General features: G+C 70.1%; 18 protein-coding genes and 1 pseudogene. 10 read left to right on the forward strand and 9 right to left on the reverse strand.

Annotated features, from left to right (window positions below):
* The first annotated feature begins 48 nt into the window (after positions 1 to 48).
* The 4 genes from ACZ470_RS16605 (at position 49) to ACZ470_RS16620 (ending at position 4,042) form a co-directional block, all read left to right on the forward strand.
* Positions 49 to 1,419: an extracellular solute-binding protein gene (locus ACZ470_RS16605; RefSeq protein ID WP_468427796.1), complete on the forward strand. Its 1,371-nt coding sequence runs from the start codon at positions 49 to 51 to the stop codon at positions 1,417 to 1,419.
* Positions 1,416 to 2,285, forward strand: a complete 870-nt coding sequence (locus ACZ470_RS16610; RefSeq protein WP_468427798.1) for a carbohydrate ABC transporter permease — start codon at positions 1,416 to 1,418, stop codon at positions 2,283 to 2,285. The genes ACZ470_RS16605 and ACZ470_RS16610 overlap by 4 nt, the downstream gene beginning before the upstream one ends.
* Before the next feature lie 6 nt (positions 2,286 to 2,291).
* A complete protein-coding gene (locus ACZ470_RS16615) occupies positions 2,292 to 3,125 on the forward strand; it encodes a carbohydrate ABC transporter permease (protein ID WP_468427800.1) in 834 nt (277 codons plus the stop codon).
* Between the two features lie 206 nt (positions 3,126 to 3,331).
* On the forward strand, positions 3,332 to 4,042 hold the full coding sequence (locus tag ACZ470_RS16620; protein WP_468427802.1) for a helix-turn-helix domain-containing protein: 711 nt from the start codon (positions 3,332 to 3,334) through the stop codon (positions 4,040 to 4,042).
* Between the two features lie 84 nt (positions 4,043 to 4,126).
* Here the strand turns inward: ACZ470_RS16620 and ACZ470_RS16625 are convergent, their stop codons facing one another.
* Positions 4,127 to 5,152, reverse strand: a complete 1,026-nt coding sequence (locus tag ACZ470_RS16625) for an ATP-dependent 6-phosphofructokinase (RefSeq protein ID WP_468427804.1) — start codon at positions 5,150 to 5,152, stop codon at positions 4,127 to 4,129.
* A 220-nt stretch (positions 5,153 to 5,372) separates the two neighbouring features.
* Here ACZ470_RS16625 and pta point away from each other — a divergent pair, with 220 nt between their 5' ends.
* From pta to pyk, 3 genes are all read left to right on the forward strand, one after another.
* Positions 5,373 to 7,463: a phosphate acetyltransferase gene (gene pta, locus ACZ470_RS16630; RefSeq protein ID WP_468427805.1), complete on the forward strand. Its 2,091-nt coding sequence runs from the start codon at positions 5,373 to 5,375 to the stop codon at positions 7,461 to 7,463.
* Positions 7,460 to 8,671, forward strand: coding sequence for an acetate kinase (locus ACZ470_RS16635; protein ID WP_468427807.1), 1,212 nt, complete (start codon positions 7,460 to 7,462; stop codon positions 8,669 to 8,671). Before pta ends, ACZ470_RS16635 begins: the two co-directional genes overlap by 4 nt.
* A 73-nt stretch (positions 8,672 to 8,744) precedes the next feature.
* Positions 8,745 to 10,172 carry a pyruvate kinase gene (gene pyk, locus ACZ470_RS16640; protein WP_468427809.1) on the forward strand — a complete coding sequence of 476 codons (1,428 nt, stop codon included), beginning with the start codon at positions 8,745 to 8,747 and terminating at the stop codon, positions 10,170 to 10,172.
* Between the two features lie 106 nt (positions 10,173 to 10,278).
* Here pyk and ACZ470_RS16645 read toward each other — a convergent pair whose 3' ends face one another.
* The 4 genes from ACZ470_RS16645 to ACZ470_RS16660 form a co-directional block, all read right to left on the reverse strand.
* Positions 10,279 to 11,574, reverse strand: coding sequence for a hypothetical protein (locus ACZ470_RS16645; protein WP_468427810.1), 1,296 nt, complete (start codon positions 11,572 to 11,574; stop codon positions 10,279 to 10,281).
* Positions 11,564 to 12,145, reverse strand: coding sequence for a DUF6114 domain-containing protein (locus ACZ470_RS16650; protein ID WP_468427812.1), 582 nt, complete (start codon positions 12,143 to 12,145; stop codon positions 11,564 to 11,566). Before ACZ470_RS16650 ends, ACZ470_RS16645 begins: the two co-directional genes overlap by 11 nt.
* Positions 12,146 to 12,332: 187 nt before the next feature.
* Positions 12,333 to 12,974, reverse strand: coding sequence for a DUF6230 family protein (locus tag ACZ470_RS16655; protein WP_468427814.1), 642 nt, complete (start codon positions 12,972 to 12,974; stop codon positions 12,333 to 12,335).
* A 656-nt stretch (positions 12,975 to 13,630) separates the two neighbouring features.
* Positions 13,631 to 14,608, reverse strand: coding sequence for a tetratricopeptide repeat protein (locus tag ACZ470_RS16660; RefSeq protein ID WP_468427816.1), 978 nt, complete (start codon positions 14,606 to 14,608; stop codon positions 13,631 to 13,633).
* A 234-nt stretch (positions 14,609 to 14,842) separates the two neighbouring features.
* Here ACZ470_RS16660 and ACZ470_RS16665 point away from each other — a divergent pair, with 234 nt between their 5' ends.
* The 3 genes from ACZ470_RS16665 (at position 14,843) to ACZ470_RS16675 (ending at position 18,049) form a co-directional block, all read left to right on the forward strand.
* Entirely contained in the window at positions 14,843 to 15,469 is a 627-nt protein-coding gene (locus ACZ470_RS16665) for a TetR/AcrR family transcriptional regulator (RefSeq protein ID WP_468427818.1), read from the forward strand.
* A gap of 227 nt (positions 15,470 to 15,696) precedes the next feature.
* Complete coding sequence (locus ACZ470_RS16670; protein WP_468427819.1) at positions 15,697 to 16,509, forward strand: SAM-dependent methyltransferase; 813 nt, start codon at positions 15,697 to 15,699, stop codon at positions 16,507 to 16,509.
* A 187-nt stretch (positions 16,510 to 16,696) separates the two neighbouring features.
* Entirely contained in the window at positions 16,697 to 18,049 is a 1,353-nt protein-coding gene (locus ACZ470_RS16675; RefSeq protein ID WP_468427821.1) for a WD40 repeat domain-containing protein, read from the forward strand.
* A gap of 75 nt (positions 18,050 to 18,124) precedes the next feature.
* Here the strand turns inward: ACZ470_RS16675 and ACZ470_RS16680 are convergent, their stop codons facing one another.
* From ACZ470_RS16680 to ACZ470_RS16695, 4 genes and pseudogenes are all read right to left on the reverse strand, one after another.
* Positions 18,125 to 19,825 (reverse strand): acyl-CoA mutase large subunit family protein, encoded by a 1,701-nt coding sequence (locus ACZ470_RS16680; RefSeq protein WP_468427823.1) that lies wholly within the window; start codon positions 19,823 to 19,825, stop codon positions 18,125 to 18,127.
* A gap of 78 nt (positions 19,826 to 19,903) precedes the next feature.
* Positions 19,904 to 20,236 (reverse strand): DUF3817 domain-containing protein, encoded by a 333-nt coding sequence (locus ACZ470_RS16685; protein ID WP_468427825.1) that lies wholly within the window; start codon positions 20,234 to 20,236, stop codon positions 19,904 to 19,906.
* A 292-nt stretch (positions 20,237 to 20,528) separates the two neighbouring features.
* Positions 20,529 to 20,984: pseudogene (locus ACZ470_RS16690) on the reverse strand (DUF6882 domain-containing protein); the annotation flags it as partial.
* 48 nt (positions 20,985 to 21,032) lie between these two features.
* On the reverse strand, positions 21,033 to 21,542 hold the full coding sequence (locus tag ACZ470_RS16695; RefSeq protein WP_468427827.1) for a MarR family winged helix-turn-helix transcriptional regulator: 510 nt from the start codon (positions 21,540 to 21,542) through the stop codon (positions 21,033 to 21,035).
* Positions 21,543 to 21,595 lie beyond the last annotated feature (53 nt).

The following is a 21,595-nucleotide window of genomic DNA, read 5'->3' on the forward strand; positions in this document are numbered from 1 at the left end:
TCGCCACGCAGCCATCCAGGCCACAGTGTCGTGCGCCCGTAGGAGGTCATGCCCGTGCGCCCCACCGCCGCCCTCCCCACGCTCCTCGTCCTCGCCGCCGCAGCCACGCTCACCGCCTGCGGTGGCGGGTCCGGCAGTGATCCGGACACCGTCAAGGTCTCGTTCAAGCAGTCCACGGACAACTCCATCAAGGTGATGGACACCTATCTCGAGGACATCAAGAAGCAGTTCGAGAAGGCGAACCCCGGCAAGAAGGTGGAGCTCGTCCCCATCAAGGCTCCGGACGCCGAGTACTACACCAAGCTCCAGCAGATGCTCCGCTCCCCCAAGACCGCTCCGGACCTGGTCTACGAGGACACCTTCCTCATCAACTCCGACATCACCAGCGGATACTTGAAGCCCCTCGACCCGTATCTGGCGAAGTGGAAGGACTGGGAGCAGTTCATCGACACCGCGAAGGCGGCGGCCAAGGGCGAGGACGGGAAGACGTACGGCGTCCCGGACGGCACCGACACGCGCGGGCTGTGGTTCAGCAAGGACGTCTTCGCGAAGGCCGGGCTGCCGGCCGACTGGCAGCCGAAGACCTGGGAGGACGTGCTCGACGCCGCCCGCGCGATCAAGGAGAAGGTCCCGGACGTCATCCCGCTGAACGTCTACACCGGCAAGCCGGTCGGCGAGGCGGCGACCATGCAGACCTTCGAGATGCTGCTCTACGGCACCAACGACGGCACGTCCGACCCGCTCTACGACAAGAGCAGCAAGAAGTGGATCACGTCGGGGAAGGGATTCGAGGACTCCCTCTCCTTCGTCGAGACCGTCTACGAGGAGAAGCTCGGCCCGGACGTCTCCGACGCCCTCGACCCCAACGTCGGCACCCGCGTGCGCGGCGAATGGCTGCCGCAGGGCAAACTCGGCATCGCGCTGGACGGCTCCTGGCTGCCGCAGGACTGGCTGGAGGGCAGCGGGCACGCATGGCCCGAGTGGTCGAAGGAGCTGGGGCTGGCGGCCATGCCGACCCAGAACGGGCAGGCGCCGGGCAGGGTCAGCATGTCGGGCGGCTGGACCTGGTCGATCCCGGCCAAGGCGGCCAACCCCGACCTGGCCTTCGAGTTCATCAAGACGATGCAGACCAAGGCCAACGCGCAGAAGTGGTACGTCGCCAACTCCGGCATCGCGGTCCGCGAGGACGTCGCGAACGACCCCGCGTACGCCGAGGCCCAGCCCGGCATCAGGTTCTTCACCGAGTTGGTGGAGAGCACCCACTACCGGCCCGCCTATCCGGCGTACCCGAAGGTCTCGACGGCCATCCAGGAGGCCATGGAGGGCGTGACCACGGGTGACATGTCCGTCGAGGAGGCCGCGCGGGGCTACGACGACGCCCTCAGGGACGCCACCGACAACGAGGTCGTCGAGAAGTGAGCGACGGGACGCGTCGGCTCCTCCCCCGCGTTCTGCCCCTCACCCCCGCGCTGGCCCTGCTGCTGCTCTTCCTCGCGGGGCCGATCGCGTACTGCGTGCTCATCGCCTTCACCGACCTCCAGCTGACCAGTCAGGCGGAGGAGTCGTTCGTCGGGCTGGAGAACTTCCGGCGGGCGTTCGGGGACGAGGACTTCCTCAACGCCGTATGGCTGACGCTGGTGTTCACCGTGCTGTCGTCGCTGGTCGGGCAGAACACGCTCGGGCTGGCGCTGGCCGCGCTGATGCAGCGGGCGTCGAAGCCGGTGCGCACGCTGACCGGCGGCATCGTCGTCACGGCGTGGGTGCTGCCCGAGGTCGTGGCGGGGTTCCTGCTGTACGCCTTCTTCCGCCGGGAGGGGACGCTCAACGCCATCCTGGACTGGCTGCATCTGCCGTCGCAGAACTGGCTGTTCACGCTGCCGATCCTGGCGGTGTCGTTCGCCAACGTCTGGCGCGGGACGGCGTTCTCGATGCTGGTGTACTCGGCGGCGCTCAACGAGATCCCCAAGGAGATCACGGAGGCGGCCGAGGTGGACGGCGCCGGCGGCTGGCGCCGGATGTGGCACATCACCCTGCCGATGATCCGCCGCTCCATCGGCACCAATCTGATGCTGAACACGCTCCAGACCCTGTCGGTGTTCGGGCTGATCTGGGTGATGACCCGGGGCGGGCCGGGAGGAAAGAGCCAGACGCTGCCGCTGTTCATGTACGAACAGGCCTTCCAGAACAGCCTGATCGGCTACGGCACGGCCGTCGCGCTGCTGCTTCTGCTGGTCGGCTCGCTGTTCTCCCTCGTCTACATGCGCCTGCTGCGGACGGAGGTCTGACCCGCCATGCCCCTCTCCTCACGCCGAACGGCCCGGCGCCTCGCCGCGGACGCCGGGCTGCTCGTCGTCGCCGCCGCGTTCGTCCTGCCGCTGGCCTGGGTGGTGCTGTCCGCGCTCGATCCGCACGCCGGTCTCCGGGTGAAGGCCCCCGACGGCCTCACGCTGGACCACTTCGACGCGATCCTCACGGACGAGATCACCTTCACCCCGCTGCTGAACAGCCTGATCCTGTGCGGGGGCGCGACCGCGCTGACCGTGGTGTGCGCCGCGCTCGCCGCCTATCCGCTCTCCCGCTTCCGCTCCCGCTTCAACCGCCCGTTCCTGCTGACGATCCTCTTCGCGACCAGTCTGCCGATCACCGCGATCATGGTCCCGGTGTACGCGCTGTTCGTCCGGGTGGATCTGATCGACACCGTGCAGGGCACCATCTTCTTCTTCGCCGCCTCCCAACTCCCCTTCGCGATCTGGCTGATGAAGAACTTCATGGACGGGGTGCCGAAGGAGCTGGAGGAGGCGGCCTGGACGGACGGGGCGTCGTCCCTTCAGTCCCTGGTGCGGATCGTGCTGCCGCTGATGGGTCCGGGCGTGGCGGTGGTGACCGTCTTCTCGTTCGTGATGATGTGGGGGAACTTCTTCGTCCCGTTCATGCTGCTGCTCACCCCGGACCGGATGCCGGCGTCCGTGAGCATCAACGACTTCTTCGGCAACCGGGGCATGGTGGCGTACGGGCAGCTCGCCGCGTTCTCGATCGTCTACTCGACGCCGGTGATCCTGCTGTACGTGCTGATCGCGCGGCGGCTGGGCGGGGGGTTCGCACTGGGCGGGGCGGTCAAGGGATGAGCGGAGGGATCGGTTTGCGCCGCACGCCGGGCCGCGTTCCGGAGAGGACGGCGCTTTCCCGGCTGCGGGGCCGGGCCGTGAACGGCAAGCTCAGCAGGCATATGCGTAAGTCACCGTTAACAGCCGACTCGCCGGTAGCCGTACGTTTCCACAATCAGTGATCCTGGCTGAACAGACCGTAGTCATCGCCTCCCCGCGGCCCTAGCTTGTGGGCCGTGCACCGACCCTCCGCTCGTACAGACCGCCCCCCGCCCCCGCCGTTCAACGCCCCCGCCGCCCGCAGACTCCGTGCCGGACTGGGCATGGGCCCGGACCATGTCGCCCACGCCCTGCGCGTCTCGTACGGGCTGCCGTACGTCACCTCCGCCCTCGTCGCCGCCTGGGAACACGGCCGCGCCGCCCCCTCCCACACCGAACTCACCGCGCTGGCGGGGGTGTTGTGGTGCTCGCCCGGTGAACTCATCGGGCGCCCGCGCACCCTGCGCGAGCACCGTGTCGCGCGCGGGCTGGCGCCCGAGGACGTCGCCCGCACGGTCGGCCACGAACTCCACGCCTATCTGCGGATGGAGGAGACCGGCCGATGGCGCGGCACGGAGCGGCAGGCCGCCGCACTGACCCGACTGCTCGCCCTGTCCCTGGCCGACGTCGTCACCGTCACCGGACGCGAGGAAAAGCTCGCGGAACTGCTCCGCAGCGCGGCGACGACACGCTGGCAGGCGTATGTCCGCCCGGTCTCGAAGCTCGTACCCCTGGAGCGCCGGCAGCTGGAGGGAGCCCTCCACCGCCTGCACCAGGACTACCAGGGCCACATGGCCGCCACCCTCAGCTGGGGCGGCGGCCCCCACGACGCGGGCGAGAACGGCCGCGAGTTCCTGGCCCGCATAGTCGACCACTTCTGGACAGCGGTAACACCCTAGGGGCGCGGGGAACTGCGCGAAGGGGGTCCGGGGGGCGAAGCCCCCCGGGGACGGGACGGGAAGGGGCGGCGGGGGCGAAAAAACCTAGAACACGGACTCCGCCTCGTCCATCCGATCCTTCGGCACCGTCTTCAGCTCGGTCACCGCCTCCGCCAACGGCACCATCACGATCTCGGTCCCCCGCAGGGACGTCATCTTCCCGAACTCCCCCCGATGCGCCGCCTCCACCGCATGCCACCCGAAGCGCGTCGCCAGCACCCGGTCGTACGCCGTCGGCGTACCCCCACGCTGGACGTGCCCGAGGATCACCGGCCGGGCCTCCTTGCCGAGCCGCCGCTCCAGCTCGTGCGCCAGCGCCGTGCCGATGCCCTGGAAGCGCTCGTGGCCGAACTTGTCGATCTCGCCCTTGCCGTAGTCCATGGTGCCGTCGACCGGGTGCGCGCCCTCGGCGACGCAGATGACCGCGAACTTCTTGCCGCGGGCGAAGCGTTCCTCGACCATCTTCACCAGCTGGGCGGGGTCGAAGGGGCGTTCGGGCAGGCAGATGCCGTGGGCGCCGGCGGCCATGCCGGACTCCAGGGCGATCCAGCCCGCGTGCCGGCCCATCACCTCGACGACCATCACCCGCTGATGGGACTCGGCGGTGGTCTTCAGCCGGTCCATCGCCTCGGTGGCGACACCCACGGCGGTGTCGAAGCCGAAGGTGCGGTCCGTGGAGGAGATGTCGTTGTCGATCGTCTTCGGGACGCCGACCACCGGCAGACCCGCGTCCGACAGCATGTGCGCCGCGGTCAGCGTGCCCTCGCCACCGATCGGGATCAGCGCGTCGATGCCGAAGTCGCGGATCATGTCGGAGGCGTTCGCGCAGGCCTCGCGGAGGCGGTCGCGCTCCAGCCGGGAGGAGCCCAGTATGGTGCCGCCGCGGGCCAGGATGCCGCTGACCGCGTCGAGGTCGAGGGGGCGGTAGCGGCTGTCCAGCAGACCCGAGTAGCCGTCCTCGAAGCCGATGACCTCGTCGCCGTAGTTGTCGACCGCCCGGTGCACGACCGACCGGATCACTGCGTTCAGCCCAGGGCAGTCGCCGCCTGCGGTGAGAACTCCTATACGCATCGTGCTGTGTCTCCTGGTCGCTGTCGATACCGGTGAGCCAGTCCCGATTCTTTCACGTCCCCCAGCGGGGCGCCGACCCGCATGGGCGGGCGTGCTAGCCAGCGCCGGAGGTATTGTCAAGAGGGATCCGCTCACCTGGGTGGGCGATTTTTGTGGCCCTGCCGGGGAGCATGACGGCTCCGACGCAGACCTTGCGGCCCCGACGAAACGGAGAGCGCGCGTGACCCGCAGCGTGTACGTGACCGGCATCGACCGCGGCGACGGCCGCCAGGTCGTCGAACTGGGGGTCATGGAGCTCCTCACCCGCCAGGTCGACCGGGTGGGTGTCTTCCGTCCCCTGGTGCACGACGGGCCCGACCGCCTCTTCGAACTGCTGCGCGCCCGGTACCGGCTCACCCAGGACCCGGGGACCGTCTACGGTCTCGACTACCACGAGGCGTCCGCGCTCCAGGCCGAGCAGGGCACCGACGAACTGGTGTCGACCCTCGTCGACCGGTTCCACCGGGTCGCCCGCGACTACGACGTGGTCCTCGTCCTCGGCACCGACTACGCCGACACCCAGTTCCCGGACGAGCTCAGCCTGAACGCCCGGCTCGCCAACGAGTTCGGCGCCTCGGTGATCCCGGTCGTGGGTGGCCGCAAGCAGACCGCCGAGTCGGTGCGCGCCGAGACCACCAACGCCTACCGCGCCTACGACACCCTGGGCTGCGACGTGCTCGCCATGGTGGTCAACCGGGTCGCCCGCGAGGACCGGGACGGGCTCGCCGAGCGGCTCGCCACCCGGCTGCCGGTGCCCTGCTACGTGCTGCCCGACGAGCCGGCGCTGTCCGCGCCGACGGTCTCCCAGATCGCGCACACCCTCGGCGCGAAGGTGGTGCTCGGCGACGACTCCGGGCTCGCCCGCGACGCCCTGGACTTCGTCTTCGGCGGCGCCATGCTGCCGAACTTCCTCGCCGCCCTGACCCCGGGCTGCCTGGTCGTCACCCCGGGCGACCGCGCCGACCTGGTCGTCGGCGCGCTTGCCTCGCACAGCGCCGGCACCCCGCCGATAGCCGGGGTGCTGCTCACCCTGGACGAGGTTCCGGCCGCGCACATCCTCACGCTCGCCGACCGGCTCGCCCCCGGCACCCCGGTCCTGTCGGTGCCGAGCACCAGCTTCCCCACCGCCGAGCAGCTCTTCTCCCTGGAGGGCAAGCTCAACGCGGCCACCCCGCGCAAGGCCGAGCGGGCGCTCGGCCTCTTCGAGCGGTACGCCGACACCGCGGACCTCACCAAGCGGGTGTCCGCGCCCAGCAGCGACCGCGTCACCCCGATGATGTTCGAGCACAAGCTGCTCGAACAGGCCCGTTCCGACCTGCGCCGGGTCGTGCTCCCGGAGGGCACCGAGGAGCGGGTGCTGCACGCGGCCGAGGTGCTGCTGCGCCGGGGCGTGTGCGAGCTGACCCTGCTCGGCGACGTCGACCAGATCCGCAAGAAGGCCGCCGACCTGGGCGTCGACCTCGGTGAGACCCAGCTGATCGACCCGGCCACCTCCGACCTGCGCGACGCCTTCGCGGAGAAGTACGCGGCCCTGCGCGCCCACCGGGGCGTCACCGTGGAGCTGGCGTACGACGTCGTCTCCGACGTGAACTACTTCGGCACGCTGATGGTGCAGGAGGGGCTCGCCGACGGCATGGTGTCGGGCTCGGTGCACTCCACGGCCGCGACCATCCGGCCGGCCTTCGAGATCATCAAGACGAAGCCGGACGCGGGCATCGTCTCCTCCGTCTTCTTCATGTGCCTGGCCGACAAGGTGCTGGTCTACGGCGACTGCGCGGTCAACCCGGACCCCGACGCCGAGCAGCTCGCCGACATCGCCGTGCAGTCGGCGGTCACGGCCGCGCGGTTCGGGGTGGAGCCGCGGATCGCGATGCTGTCGTACTCGACCGGCACGTCCGGTTCCGGCGCCGACGTGGACAAGGTGCGCGCGGCCACCGAGCTGGTGCGCTCGCGCCGGCCCGATCTGCGGATCGAGGGGCCGATCCAGTACGACGCGGCCGTGGAGCCGTCGGTCGCGGCGACCAAGCTGCCGGACTCCGAGGTCGCCGGGCAGGCGACGGTGCTGATCTTCCCGGACCTGAACACCGGCAACAACACCTACAAGGCGGTGCAGCGGTCGGCCGGTGCCATCGCCGTCGGACCCGTGCTCCAGGGTCTGCGCAAGCCGGTCAACGACCTGTCCCGGGGCGCCCTCGTCCAGGACATCGTGAACACCGTCGCCATCACGGCGATCCAGGCCCAGTCCCCGAACGAGAAGGCGAGCGCCCAGTGAGCCCGACCCGCGTCCTCGTCCTGAACTCCGGCTCCTCGTCGGTGAAGTACCAGCTGCTGGACATGCGCGACAGCCGCCGGCTGGCCGCCGGGCTGGTCGAGCGGATCGGCGAGCGGACCTCCGTCGTCCGGCACTCGCCGCTCGCGTCGGGCGGGGAGACCCGGGAGCGTACCGGCCCGGTCGCCGACCACGAGGCCGCGCTGAAGGCGATGGCCGAGGAGCTGACCGCCGACGGGCTGGGGCCGGACTCCCCCGAGCTGGCCGCGATCGGCCATCGGGTGGTGCACGGCGGCAAGCACTTCACCGAGCCGACGGTGATCGACGACACGGTGCTGTCGGAGATCGAACGGCTGATCCCGGTCGCGCCGCTGCACAACCCGGCCAACCTCACCGGCATCCGCACGGCGATGGCACTGCGCCCGGACCTGCCGCAGGTCGCCGTCTTCGACACCGCGTTCCACACCACGATGCCGGAGTCGGCCGCCCGCTACGCGATCGACGTGAAGACCGCCGACGAGCACCGCATCCGCCGCTACGGCTTCCACGGCACCTCGCACGCGTATGTCTCCCGGGCGACGGCGGAGCTGCTCGGGAAGGCGCCCGAGGAGGTCAACGTCATCGTGCTGCACCTGGGCAACGGGGCGTCCGCCTCGGCCGTGCGGGGCGGGCGCTGTGTGGACACCTCCATGGGGCTGACGCCCTTGGAGGGGCTGGTGATGGGTACGCGGTCGGGAGACATGGACCCGGCCGTCATCTTCCATTTGATGCGTGTTGGGGGAATGTCCGCCGACGAGATCGACACTCTTCTCAACAAGAAGAGCGGTCTGGTCGGGCTCTGCGGGGACAACGACATGAGGGAGATCCGGCGCCGGATCGACGAGGGCGACGAAGAGGCGAAGCTGGCGTTCGACATCTACATTCACCGTCTGAAGAAGTACATCGGTGCCTATTACGCCGTTCTCGGACGGGTGGACGCGGTGGCCTTCACCGCCGGGGTCGGCGAGAACGCCGCCCCGGTGCGGGAGGCGGCCGTGGCGGGCCTGGAGGGGCTGGGCCTGGCGGTCGACGGCGAGCGCAACGCCGTACGCGGCGGCGGGCCGCGGCTGATCTCGCCCGAGGGCGCGCGGGTCGCGGTCGCGGTGGTACCGACGGACGAGGAAATGGAGATCGCTCAGCAGACATACGCACTGGTCGGAAAGAACAACTGAGCAGGGACTTCCTCATTTGTATTTTCCGCCAGACGGAATATTCCGTAGCGAAACAAACCGATAGGATCGCCCCATGCGCCGTTCGAAAATCGTCTGTACTCTCGGCCCCGCGGTCGACTCCCACGAGCAGCTTGTCGCCCTGATCGAAGCCGGCATGAACGTGGCCCGCTTCAACTTCAGCCACGGCACGCACGCCGAGCACCAGGGCCGGTACGACCGGGTCCGTGCCGCCGCCAAGGAGACGGGCAGGGCCATCGGCGTCCTCGCCGACCTCCAGGGCCCGAAGATCCGCCTGGAGACCTTCGCCGAAGGCCCCGTCGAGCTGGTGCGCGGTGACGAGTTCACCATCACCACCGAGGACGTCCCGGGCGACAAGACGATCTGCGGAACGACCTACAAGGGCCTGCCGGGCGACGTCTCGCGCGGCGACCAGATCCTCATCAACGACGGCAACGTCGAGCTGAAGGTGCTGGACGTCGAGGGCCCCCGGGTCAAGTCGATCGTCATCGAGGGCGGTGTCATCTCCGACCACAAGGGCATCAACCTGCCCGGCGCGGCCGTGAACGTGCCCGCGCTGTCCGACAAGGACGTCGAGGACCTGCGGTTCGCCCTGCGGATGGGCTGCGACCTGGTCGCGCTGTCCTTCGTCCGGGACGCCAAGGACGTCGCCGACGTCCACCGCGTGATGGACGAGGAGGGCCGCCGGGTCCCCGTCATCGCCAAGGTGGAGAAGCCGCAGGCGGTGGAGAACATGGAGGACGTCGTGATGGCGTTCGACGGTGTGATGGTCGCGCGCGGCGACCTCGCCGTCGAGTACCCGCTCGAGAAGGTCCCCATGGTGCAGAAGCGCCTGATCGAGCTGTGCCGGCGCAACGCCAAGCCGGTGATCGTGGCGACCCAGATGATGGAGTCGATGATCACCAACTCCCGGCCGACCCGCGCCGAGGCCTCCGACGTGGCCAACGCGATCCTGGACGGCGCCGACGCGGTCATGCTGTCGGCCGAGTCGAGCGTGGGCGCCTACCCGGTCGAGACCGTGCGGACGATGTCGAAGATCGTCCAGGCGGCCGAGCAGGAGCTGCTGTCCAAGGGCCTCCAGCCGCTGGTGCCGGGCAAGAAGCCGCGCACGCAGGGTGGTTCGGTGGCCCGTGCCGCCTGCGAGATCGCCGACTTCCTCGGCGGCAAGGGCCTGGTGGCCTTCACCCAGTCCGGCGACACGGCCCGGCGGCTGTGCCGTTACCGGGTCGCCCAGCCGATCCTGGCGTTCACCACGGACGAGTCCACCCGCAACCAGCTGGCGCTCAGCTGGGGCATCGAGCCGCACGTCGTGCCGTTCGTGAACAGCACCGACGAGATGGTCGACCTGGTGGAGCAGGAGCTGGTGAAGCTGAACCGCTTCAGCGAGGGCGACACCGTGGTCATCACGGCCGGCTCCCCGCCCGGTGTCCCCGGCACCACCAACATGGTCCGCGTCCACCACCTGGGCGGCCCGACGAGCTGACCCGCCCAGATCCGGTACGAGGTCTGGTACGACACCGAGGGCGCCCCCTGCGGACAGGGGGCGCCCTCGGTGTTCTCGCGGCTCCCGGAAGGGTCCTGACGGGCGCTCAGTCGGTGACGTACTGCTGGAGCCCGGGCACGTGCAGGGTGCCGCCGAACTGGCCGGCCTGCTGCACCTTCACATTGGTGAAGTAGATCAGCGGGATGTTGAGCGGCGGCGGGTGCTCCGGGTCGAACGTGATCGGGATCAGCCCGAGCAGGTTGCCGGAGATGCTCTCGGTGTACATCACGGTGTCGCCGTCGCGGATGGTGGACGTCGATCCCTTGGCCGCCTGCACGTGGTGGGTCTTGCCGGACTGCCTGTCCTTGACCGTCTGGTGCAGGTCCCCGATGTCGGTGCCGTCGGAGACGACGTACTTCAGCACCTTCTTGGTGGCGCCGCTGGCGGTCCGCACCTTGACGATGCCCTTGTAGTCGGCGCCCTTGAGCAGCAGCGAGCTGGCGTTCAGGGTCCAGGGGTCGTCGGGCAGCAGGAGCTCGTTGTCGACCCCGCCCTCGGCGTCGGTGGCGACCGGGCAGTCCTCGGGGTCGACCGCGGCCGTCTCGGAGGGGCTCGGCGAGGCGGTTGCCCCGGGGGTCGCGGTCGCGTCGTCGGCGGCCTCCTCGACCGCCTCCTCGGCCTTCTCGGCGGCCTCCGACGCCTTGTCGGTGGCGTCCTCCGTGGTGTCCTCGGCCGCCTCGGTGACCTTCTCGGTGGTCTCCTTCACGGTGCCGGCCGCGTCCTCGGCCGTGTCCCCGGCCTGCTCCTCGGTGGCGGAGGCGGACGGGGTGGGGCTCGCCTCGGCCTCCTTCTCCTGCGGGGTGAGGACGTCCTTGATGGTGTCCCCGAGGTCCTCCAGGAGGTTGCGGTCGGTCTCCGACGGCGAGGGCGCGGGCTCGTCCTGTGCGTCCTCCGTCGCGGAGGGAGCGGGCGCCGGCTCGTCCTCGTCGTCGGAACCTGAATCCGACGAAGAAGACGAAGAAGAAGACGAGGAGGACGTGTCCTTCTCCGCGTCCGGGGCCTTCTGCTCGGGGGCCTCGGGAGTCGACTCCGCGTCGGGCTCCTCGGTCTCGGTCGCCGAGGCGGACGGCGTGGGCGACGCGGTGGCGTCCTTGTCGTCCTTCTCGTCGCCCTCGACGAGTTCGAGGCAGTCCTTGTACTCGTCGGCGGTCAGGCTGTTCGCCGTCGGCTTCCCGTCATTGCCGTCGGCGAGGGCCAGCGTCGGCGTGAATCCCATGCCCATGAGGACGGCGGTGGGCATCGCCGCCAGGGCTATCGCCTTGCCGCTCGGCACGTGGAATCTGGTGAACAGCGGCTTCTTGGGGGCCGCGTGACGCGGCCCGCGGACCTCTTCAGCCGACACGGTGCCCCCCGTCGATCGAGGCTCGGACGCCGTCCGCCTCCCCACCCTCGCGGTGCTCGTGGGGGGCGGCCGGGAAGGGCTGCCCGGCGGCGGGGTCGTGGGGCGCGTCGTCCGTGGCTCCCTCCGCCGTGGGCGCGTCGGAGCCGTCGTGCTCACCCTTCGCCTCGGCCGGGGGCGTGCCCGGCGCCCAGGAGAGGGCGAGCGCGCCGCCTATCAGCGCCAGCAGGAAGCCGATCAGGAAACCGCCGATGTTGGAGACCACCAGCGACACCAGGGCCAGCAGGATCGCCGCGACACCGGCGAAGACCCGGGTGGCGGACTGGAACCACATGGTCAGGCCCAGCGTCACCAGCAGCACGCCGATGATCAGCGACCCGGCGCCCGCGGTGGTCGCCATGGCGAGCGACATGTGCCCCAGCTTGAGCGTGGCGTAGGGGAAGTACGCGATGGGAATTCCGCCCAGCAGGGTGAACAGGCCGGCCCAGAACGGCCGGGTGCCCCGCCAGTCGCGGAATCGCAGACGCAACCGGGTGAAGGTCCCGGCGCTCTGGCCCGGAGTCTCGGCACTCATGGAAAAAGCTCCCTGGGTCCGGTGGAAGTACGTACCGGCTCGGCCGTAGGCGTGGAGAAGCCGGAAGTCTGAAGTCTGTGGGACGGCCCGGCACTTGGACCGACCGGGCGGACGGGGCGGAGAAGCCGGTGCTTCCCCGCCCCCCGGGGCGGCTAGCCGCCCCGGGACGTCCCGGTGACGGAAACCGTCAGTAGCACTCCATCTTGGAGTCCGTACCGAGACGCATCGACAGGCCGCTCAGCTTGAACGTGCCGGCCGTGGTCGCCCACGCCGTCTGCTTGACGCCGTAGAGGTCGGCCGACTGCGCCTGCTGGGCGAAGCCGCCCGGCAGCACGCTCTCGCCTTCCTTGATGGCGGGACCGCGGCTCTTGTCCTTGACGGCGACACCGATGTCGATGTTCTTGAACGTCGCGTCGGCGTCGAGCTGGGCGACGTCGATGAAGAGGTTCTTGGCCGTGACCGGCTTCTTCGCGTCGTTGCCCGCCTCGAGACGGAGGTAGACCGTCCCCACCAGGGGGATGTCCGTCTTGACCGACTGGCACATCTGGTTGATCCGCGCCGTGTCGAACGACGAGATCGCGACCGGGACCTTCTTCTTCTTGTCGCCGGCGACCGAGGTGTAGACCTCGTCTATACCGCCGTACTGGGCGAAGCCCTCACCGTGCAGGTGATTGGCCGTCACCTTGAACTGCTGGCCGGAGACGCTGAACGACGCGGCGAGGGCGCCCTGTGCCAGACCGACACCCACCGCCGCCGTGGCGATGACGCTGGGCACCATGACCACAGCGAACCGCTTCCATCTGGTCCCGCCACGCACCTGGGACTCCATATTTCCTCCTTCTCGGACGTACATCTCCTGTCCCGGCTCGCCGCCATGAACGGCGGGCCGGCCGGGCAGGGATGGGAGAAGTGCTACGTCCTCGGGAAGGAGAGCGCCCGAGCTCGGCGGCGCGTACAACGCACCCGATCACCGGCGATCACCCCCGAGCGACAACCACTGGTCGCGCCTGACACGCATCACGCACAACCCTGCTGGACAGGCTTCGCCGGGTGGGCGAAGACCCCCCTGTCCAAGAGCCGGCGCCACTTGCCGCCGGTTCTGCTCGGTGGGGACCCAGGAGCTCCCGCGGCCCGACCGGCTGTCGGGATACGGGTAATGGACCGAGCGTCGCCGATCGTGGTGCATTCTCGCCGTCGGCACAAGGGGGTTCGTTACTCGCTAGTAACGGCCGGATAACCGTACAACGACCCGCCGGTCCCACTCGGCGACGCTGGGTGCACCGTAGGGGCCGGACAAAACTATTGATCGATGGACAGACTCCGACAGAACACCGCCCGCGACTTACTCGCAGTAACAGCGGCCGCGATTACCAAGATTTGGCAAAGCGCGGCCGCAGTGGCATCGATGAGCCATTCGGCAACTCGAACCCCGGGCGCCCGAACTCCCGGCAAAACAGCTGGAATCGGGCGCGGGGTCCGGGCGGCTCAGAACAGGGCGCGCGCCAGCGCCCGGCGCGCGGCGATCACCCGCGGGTCCTCGGCGCCGACCACCTCGAACAGCTCCAGCAGCCGCACCCGTACGGCGTCGCGGTCGTCGCCCGCGGTGCGCCCCACCGTCTCGATGAGCCGGCCGAAGGCGTCCTCGACATGACCGCCCACCAGGTCCAGGTCGGCGGCGGCGATCTGCGCGGCGGCGTCCCCCGGCTTGTCGGCGGCGTCCTTGCGCACCTGCTGCGGGTCCAGGCCCTGCACCCGCTGGAGCAGCTCCGCCTGGGCGAGCCCCAGCGAGGCCTCCGGGTTGCCCGGGTCGTCGGCGAGCACGTTCTTGTACGCCTGGACGGCACCGGCGAGGTCACCGCTGTCCAGGGCCTGGACGGCGGCCTCCAGCAGGGCGTCGTACGGGCCGGCGGCCTCGGCCGGAGCGGCCGCCGCGCCGCCGCCCGGCTCGGCGTCGGGGTCGACGGTGAGGCCGGTCAGACCGAAGCGCTGCTCGCCGACCTGCACCAGCTGGTCCAGGGTCTGGCGGATCTGCGCCTCGCCCGCGGCCCCCTGGAAGAGCGGCAGGGCCTGTCCGGCCACCACCGCGAAGACCGCCGGGATCCCCTGGATCCCGAACTGCTGCATCAGCATCTGGTTGGCGTCGACGTCGATCTTGGCGAGGAGGACGCGCCCGTTGTACTCGACGGTGAGCCGCTCCAGGAGCGGGCTCAGCTGCTTGCAGGGCTCGCACCACTCGGCCCAGAAGTCGATGACGACCGGGACCTCGGTGGACCGCTGGAGGACATCGCGCTCGAAGCCGGCCTCGTCGACGTCGATGACGAGATCGGCCGGGGAGACGGCGCCCCCGCCACCCTGCCGGGCAGTTTCGGCGCGCGCCTGCTCCGCCTTCGCCTTGGCCTCCTGGGCCGCCTTCACCGCGGCGAGGTCGACGACCCCGCTCATGGACATGTTCCGTGGCTGCATGCGTCTATCCTCCCCCGTACTCCGCGTGTCTGTGAAAAGCGCCCGGGAAAGCCAGGCGTACGTGTGGTGTTGGCGCCGGGTCCCCACCCCACGCCCGTGGTCGTCGCTCGGGCACGCCGGTCCCGACGCGCTTTCGCTACGGGTCGTAGCGTAATGCCGTACGGCCCTCCCTGGACACCCTGCCCCGGTGATCTCCCTCACGACCGCACGGATCGCGCCGGATATGGTCGTGACATGCAGAGCCGCACCTCAGCCAGTCGCACCGGGCGCCCACGCAGTGCCGCCGCGGACGCCGCGATCCTGGCCGCGACCCGAGAGGCTCTGGTCGAACTGGGCTGGTCCAAGCTCACGTTGGGAGACGTCGCGGTCCGCGCGGGGGTTGCGAAGACCACCCTCTACCGGCGCTGGGCGGGCAAGAACGAGCTGGTGGTCGACGCGGTCGCGGAGCTCTTCGACGAGCTGAGCCTGCCCGACCGCGGCTCGCTGGCGGCCGACATCGAGGGCGTGGTGCTCCAGTTCGCGGCGATCCTCGCCCGCCCGGAGGCCCGGAGCGGGCTGATGGCGGTGGTCGCCGAGTCCACCCGCGACGAGGCCCTGCGCGAGCGGATCCGCGCCTCGATCGTGGACCGGCAGAAGCGGCTGGTTCTCGCGGGCCGGGCACGGGCGCAGGCGCGGGGCGAGCTGCCGCGGGAGTCCGACGCCGAGGAGGCGGCCCGCACGGTCGACCTGATCTTCGACATGGTGGCCGGCGCGGTGGTGCACCGCACGCTGGTGAGCGCGGAACCGGCCGACGCGGAGTGGGCGCACGGCTTCACCCGGGTCCTGCTGTCGGGCCTCGCCGACGCCCGCGGTTCCGGGTGACCGGGAGTGGCCGTGAACGGCCCGGGTACGGGCCACGGCCGCCGCAGCTGCGGGCAGTCGGCGCAGCGGCACCCGGCAAGCGCCGGCGACGGTGACCGGGAGCCGTCGGGTACGGCAGTGAACCGGCCACGGTCGGCCGGTTGTCGCCTGTCATCGCCCCCCGGCGCGCTGCGAGGATCCTGATCATCCCCAACGGCACGGGACGCCGAGCAGCCAGGGAGGCTCGTATGACCGGGACCCAGCCCGTCACCGCACGGATCGACACCTCCAGGCCGCACCCCGCCCGGGTCTACGACTGGTTCCTCGGCGGCAAGGACAACTACCCCGTCGACGAGGAACTGGGCCGGCAGATCATGAGCGTCGACGGCACGGCACAGCACGTCGCCCGGACCAACCGCTGGTTCATGCAGCGCGTCACCCGGTGGCTGGCCGGCGAGGCGGGCATCCGCCAGTTCCTCGACATCGGCACCGGCATCCCCACCGAGCCCAATCTGCACCAGGTGGCCCAGGGCATCGCGCCCGAGTCCCGGATCGTCTACACCGACAACGATCCCATCGTGCTCAAGCACGCCGAGGCGCTGCTGCGCAGCACCCCCGAGGGCGTCACCGACTACGTCCAGGCCGATGTGCGCGACCCCGGCCGCATCCTGGAACAGGCCCGCGAGAGCCTGGACTTCGACCGGCCGGTGGCGCTGTCCCTGGTGGCGCTGACGCACTTCCTGGGCGACGAGGACGATCCGTACGGTCTGGTGGCGCGGCTCGTCGAGGCGCTGCCCTCCGGCAGCCACCTCGTCCTGTCGCAGCTCACCGCCGACTTCGACCCCGAGGCGGTCGGCCGCGGAGTCGAGATGTACAAGGCGGGCGGCGTCACGCTCGCGCCCCGCACCCGCGCGGAGATCGCCCGCTTCTTCGAGGGCCTGGAGCTTGTGGAGCCCGGCCTGGTCCAGCTGACCGACTGGCACCCCGAGCTCGCCGTCGGGGAGAGCGTCGACGAACACGCCGTGATCTCCCTGTACGGCGCGGTGGCCCACAAGCCGTGACCCGCACCGGGGAATGAGCGACGGGACCCCTTGCGCGCGCCTTCCTCTCCGGTCGCCCAACCGGTGTGCCGCCGTGATTCAAGGGACCCCGCGCCGCAGAATCCTGGCGGGCGGCGCCCTACGCCGTCCCCTCCGGTCGTCCAACCGGTGTGCCGCCGTGATTCATGGGACACAGAAGGGCACTACCTTGCGCATACTCAGACGGGCGCTGGGCACCACGCTCACCGCAGCCCTCGGTTCGCTGCTGCTGACCGTTCCGGGAGCCGCCCCGGCGTACGCGGCGGGCGGCGTGCCGCTGCCGTTGTACTCCCTCGCCGACATGGAGGTCGACGGGAGCAACCGGCAGGTCTTCCTCAGCATGCCCGCGGGAGCGGACGGCCGAGTCGTGGTGACGGACTACGACGGCGGGAACAGCACCTGGCTGGACGGCCTGCCGGGCGCCGGCGGGCTGGCCCTCTCGCCCGACTCCCGGACCCTTTACGTGGCCGCGCGGGACATCGACACCATCGTCGCGTACGACACCGCGACACTGACGGAGACCGCGCGGTACTTCGTGGGCGAGGACACCGCCCCGTGGAGCCTGGCCGTCGCGGGCGGGAAGCTGTGGTTCGGATACGGCTCCGGCGGGGACCTCGGGTCGGTCGACGTGTCCGGTGCCGAGCCGGTGGTCGAGCTCGGTCTGGACGGTTCACTGGACTGGGGGGCTGATCTCGTCGCCTCTCCCGCCGACCCCGACGTGCTGGTGGCCGGCACGGGCAACCCCAACGTCAACACCCTCACGGTGTACGACGTGAGCAGCGGATCACCCGAGGTGGCCGCTCGACGGGTCTTCTCCGGGACCGAGATGAACGGTCTGCGGGACCTGGACGTGACACCCGACGGCCGGAGCATCGTCGTGGCCGCCCTCATATCGCCCGGCTACCAGACCTTCCGCCTCGACGACCTCTCGAACCAGGGAACCCCCGCGGCTTCGCCTTCTCCCCTGGCCGTCGCCGTCGCACCCGACGGCACGGTGGCCGGAGGAACCTCCAACAACAGCGTCGACGTGCCGGACTTGTCCTTCTACGCGCCGGGCGCTCCCGCTCCGCTGACCACGGTCGAGCTGGGCGGTGACACCGAGAGGCTGGTGGACGAGGGGCTTGCCTGGGCGCCGGACGGGAGCCGGGTCTTCGCCGTGACACAGCAGACCGGCGTCATGGGACTCCGGTTCCACGCGCGGCAGGTCGCCACCACCGTGCAGACCACCCTTGCCCTCGAGGCGCCCCCGACCAGCAGGAGGTACCAGGAACTGACCGTCACCGGCACCCTGGCTCCGGCGGCCGGCTTCGCTCCCGGCACCACCGTCGCGGTGACGCGCTACGACGCCGCCGCTCCGGAAGGCACCTCGCTGGGTACCGTCACGGTGGCGGCCGACGGCACCTTCACCGTGACCGACACGCCGAGCAGGACCGGTCAGGTGAGGTACGGCGTGACGTACGCCGGTGACCCCTGGCACACCGCGGCCTCCGCCGAGGTGACCGTGGAGATCACCCGCCACTGACGTGGCCTCCGGCACGGACGTCGCCGTGGCCCGGATCAGGGCTCCGGACCACGGCGGCCTCCCCGCTGGGCGATTTCAGAACCCGGCGGGCTCCGTGTACACGCCCCACTCGTCGCGCAGGACGCCGCAGATCTCGCCGAGGGTCGCCTCCGCGCGTACGGCGTCGAGCATCGGCTCGATCATGTTGGCGCCGGAGCGTGCCGCCGCGACCATGGCGTCGAGCGCGCCGCGCACCTTCGCGTCGTCGCGGGCCGCCTTGCGCTCGCCGAGCAGCCGGACCTGCTCCCGCTCGACCTCGTGGCTGACCCGCAGGATCTCCAGGTCGCCGGTGACGGACCCGGTGTGGACGTTGACGCCGACGACCCGCTTGTCGCCCTTCTCCAGCGCCTGCTGGTAGCGGAACGCCGACTCGGCGATCTCGCCGGTGAACCAGCCGTCCTCGATGCCGCGCAGGATGCCGGAGGTGATCGGCCCGATCGGGTGCTGCCCGTCCGGGTGGGCGCGCAGGCCCCGTTCCTTGATCTGCTCGAAGATCTTCTCGGCGTCCGCCTCGATGCGGTCGGTCAGCTGCTCGACGTACCAGGAACCGCCCAGCGGGTCCGCGACGTTGCCGACGCCGGTCTCCTCCATCAGCACCTGCTGGGTGCGCAGGGCGATCTCGGCGGCCTGCTCGCTGGGCAGCGCCAGGGTCTCGTCGAGGGCGTTGGTGTGCAGCGAGTTGGTCCCGCCGAGCACGGCGGCCAGCGCCTCCACGGCCGTGCGGACGACGTTGTTGTACGGCTGCTGCGCGGTCAGCGAGACACCGGCGGTCTGGGTGTGGAACCGCAGCCACTGCGCCTTCTCGCTCTTCGCGCCGTACACGTCCCGCATCCAGCGCGCCCAGATACGGCGGGCCGCGCGGAACTTGGCGATCTCCTCGAAGAAGTCGACGTGCGCGTCGAAGAAGAAGGAGAGACCGGGGGCGAAGACGTCGACGTCCAGCCCGCGCGACAGCCCCAGTTCCACGTACCCGAAGCCGTCCGCCAGCGTGTACGCCAGCTCCTGCGCGGCCGTCGAGCCGGCCTCGCGGATGTGGTAGCCGGAGACCGACAGCGGCTTGTACGCGGGGATGCCGGCCGCGCAGTGCTCCATCAGGTCGCCGATCAGGCGCAGATGCGGCTCGGGCTGGAAGAGCCACTCCTTCTGCGCGATGTACTCCTTGAAGATGTCCGTCTGGAGCGTGCCGTTGAGCACGCCGGGGTCGACGCCCTGGCGCTCGGCGGCGACGAGGTACATGCAGAAGACGGGCACGGCGGGCCCGCTGATCGTCATCGAGGTCGTCACGTCCCCGAGCGGGATGTCCCGGAACAGGACCTCCATGTCGGCGGCCGAGTCGATCGCCACCCCGCAGTGTCCGACCTCGCCCAGCGAGCGCGGGTCGTCGGAGTCGCGGCCCATGAGCGTCGGCATGTCGAAGGCGACGGAGAGCCCGCCCCCACCGTTGCCGAGGATCATCTTGTACCGCTCGTTGGTCTGCTCCGCGTTCCCGAACCCGGCGAACTGCCGGATGGTCCACGTCCGCCCCCGGTAGCCGGTCGCGTACAGCCCTCGGGTGAAGGGGTACTCACCCGGCCAGCCGATCCGCTCGAACCCGTCGTAGGTGTCGCCGGGCCGGGGCCCGTACACCGGCTCCACGGGATCGCCGGAGAGCGTGGTGAAATCCGCGTCGCGCTTGCGTGCGGCGTCGTACCGGGCCTGCCAGCGTCGGCGGCCCTCGTCGATGGCGTCAGCGTCCATGCTTCAAATTTACTAGGACGTCCTAGTAAATGTCGATGGGAGGCCGCCGCACGTTGCTCCGTACGGCGGTGAGACGCGTTACGCGACGGCGGGGGCCTCCTCCGCGACCTGGGCCTCCAGCTCGCGGCTGACCTTGCGCTCCACGAAGAACGCGGCCGTGGGGATCGTACCGGCGAGCAGCACCCAGAGCTGCTTCTTGACCGGCCACTTCGCCTTGGAGCCGAGGTCGAAGGCGAAGATCAGATAGACGACGTAGAGCCAGCCGTGGGCGATGCTGACCACCTGGGTGAAGTCGGCCGCGCCGCCCATGTCGAGCGCGTACTTGCCGATCATGCCGAGGGTCAGCGCGACGAGGAGGACACCGGTGACGTAGGCCATGATCCGGTAGCGGGTCAGCACGCTCTTCTTCATGCAGTCGAGCGTAACGGGCGGTTCCGGGAGATCTTGCCAGGGGTCGTCCTCCCCGGTCTGGGACAGCGCGATCACATGGCCTCGGTCGTCGAAGCGCAGGGAGACCGTGTGGTTCCCGGCGGGCGTGCATGCCGTTCCGGTCGTCGCCCCAGACCTGGAAGCCGTGGTGCCTGAGATATCCCTCGGCCACCAGCCGCGGGAAGGAGGCGAAGAGCCCCAACGCCTCATGGAACAGCGAGGACAGCACGTGGCGGCGGAAGGGGGCCTGGGGCACGGTCTCGTCGTCGATCAGGAAGTACGAGCGGGCGCCGGTTGCCGATTCGACGCTGCAACAGCCACGGGCACCGAGTACGCCCATGGCCGTGAGGGCGAGTCGTTCGGCAGCAGGGACCGGTTCGGGAAAGGAGCCGAGTTCGAGTCGCGGCTCAACGAACTCGTAAACCTCATGCACCTCACCGAACTCCGCGAGCCGGAGCGAGAGCTCACGTCGCCGGGAGCCGACCGGATGGGTGCCGTCGTCGGCCCAGGCCCACAGCCAACTGTTGTCCGTGCCGAGAGAACCGATCGGGGACTGGTGCACGGTCCTGCCGTCCGACTGCCAGGTACTCGCCTCGAAGTCGAGGTGCCACTGGCCCTTCCGGGGCCGCTGGTACTCCTCGTACGTCTTCAGTTGTTCCCAGGCGGCGGCCGCGTAGTAGGAACCCACCTGGTGGAACATCTTGCTGAACCGGGACGACACCATGGGCATCGGCACCGCTCACACTCCACTCCGCACGGGTGAACCGCGGTCCTCGCCTCAGTCCTCCGCGAAGTCCCCCGCCGCCAGGCGCAGGGGGCGGAGGATGGCGAAGAGTTCCGCGCATTCCTCCGCGTCGTAGGCGCCCAAGCCGAAGTCCATGGCCATCAGGTCGCGGGTGGCCGCCTCGACCACCTCCCGGCCCTTGTCGGTGATGCTCGCGAGGGTGCCGCGGCCGTCGTTCGGGTTGGGGCGCTTGTCCACCAGGCCCGAGCGCACCAGGCGGTCCACGGTGTTCGTCACCGACGTGGGGTGCACCATCAGCCGCTCACCGATCTTGGACATCGGCAGCTCGCCCGACTTGGAGAACGTCAGCAGCACCAGCGCCTCGTACCGCGCGAACGTGAGCCCGTACGGCTTGACCACCGCGTCCACCTCGGCCAGCAGGATCTGGTGGGCGCGCATGATCGAGGTGATCGCGGCCATAGCCGGCACGTTTCCCCAGCGCTGCTTCCAGAGCTCGTCGGCGCGGGCGATCGGATCGAACGAGAGACTGAGGGGCTTCGACACGGACCAGACCCTACCGGCCGGTCATATGTCGGTCAGCCCCGTCTCACTCATCG

This window comes from Streptomyces sp. NPDC031111 (assembly GCF_055570675.1).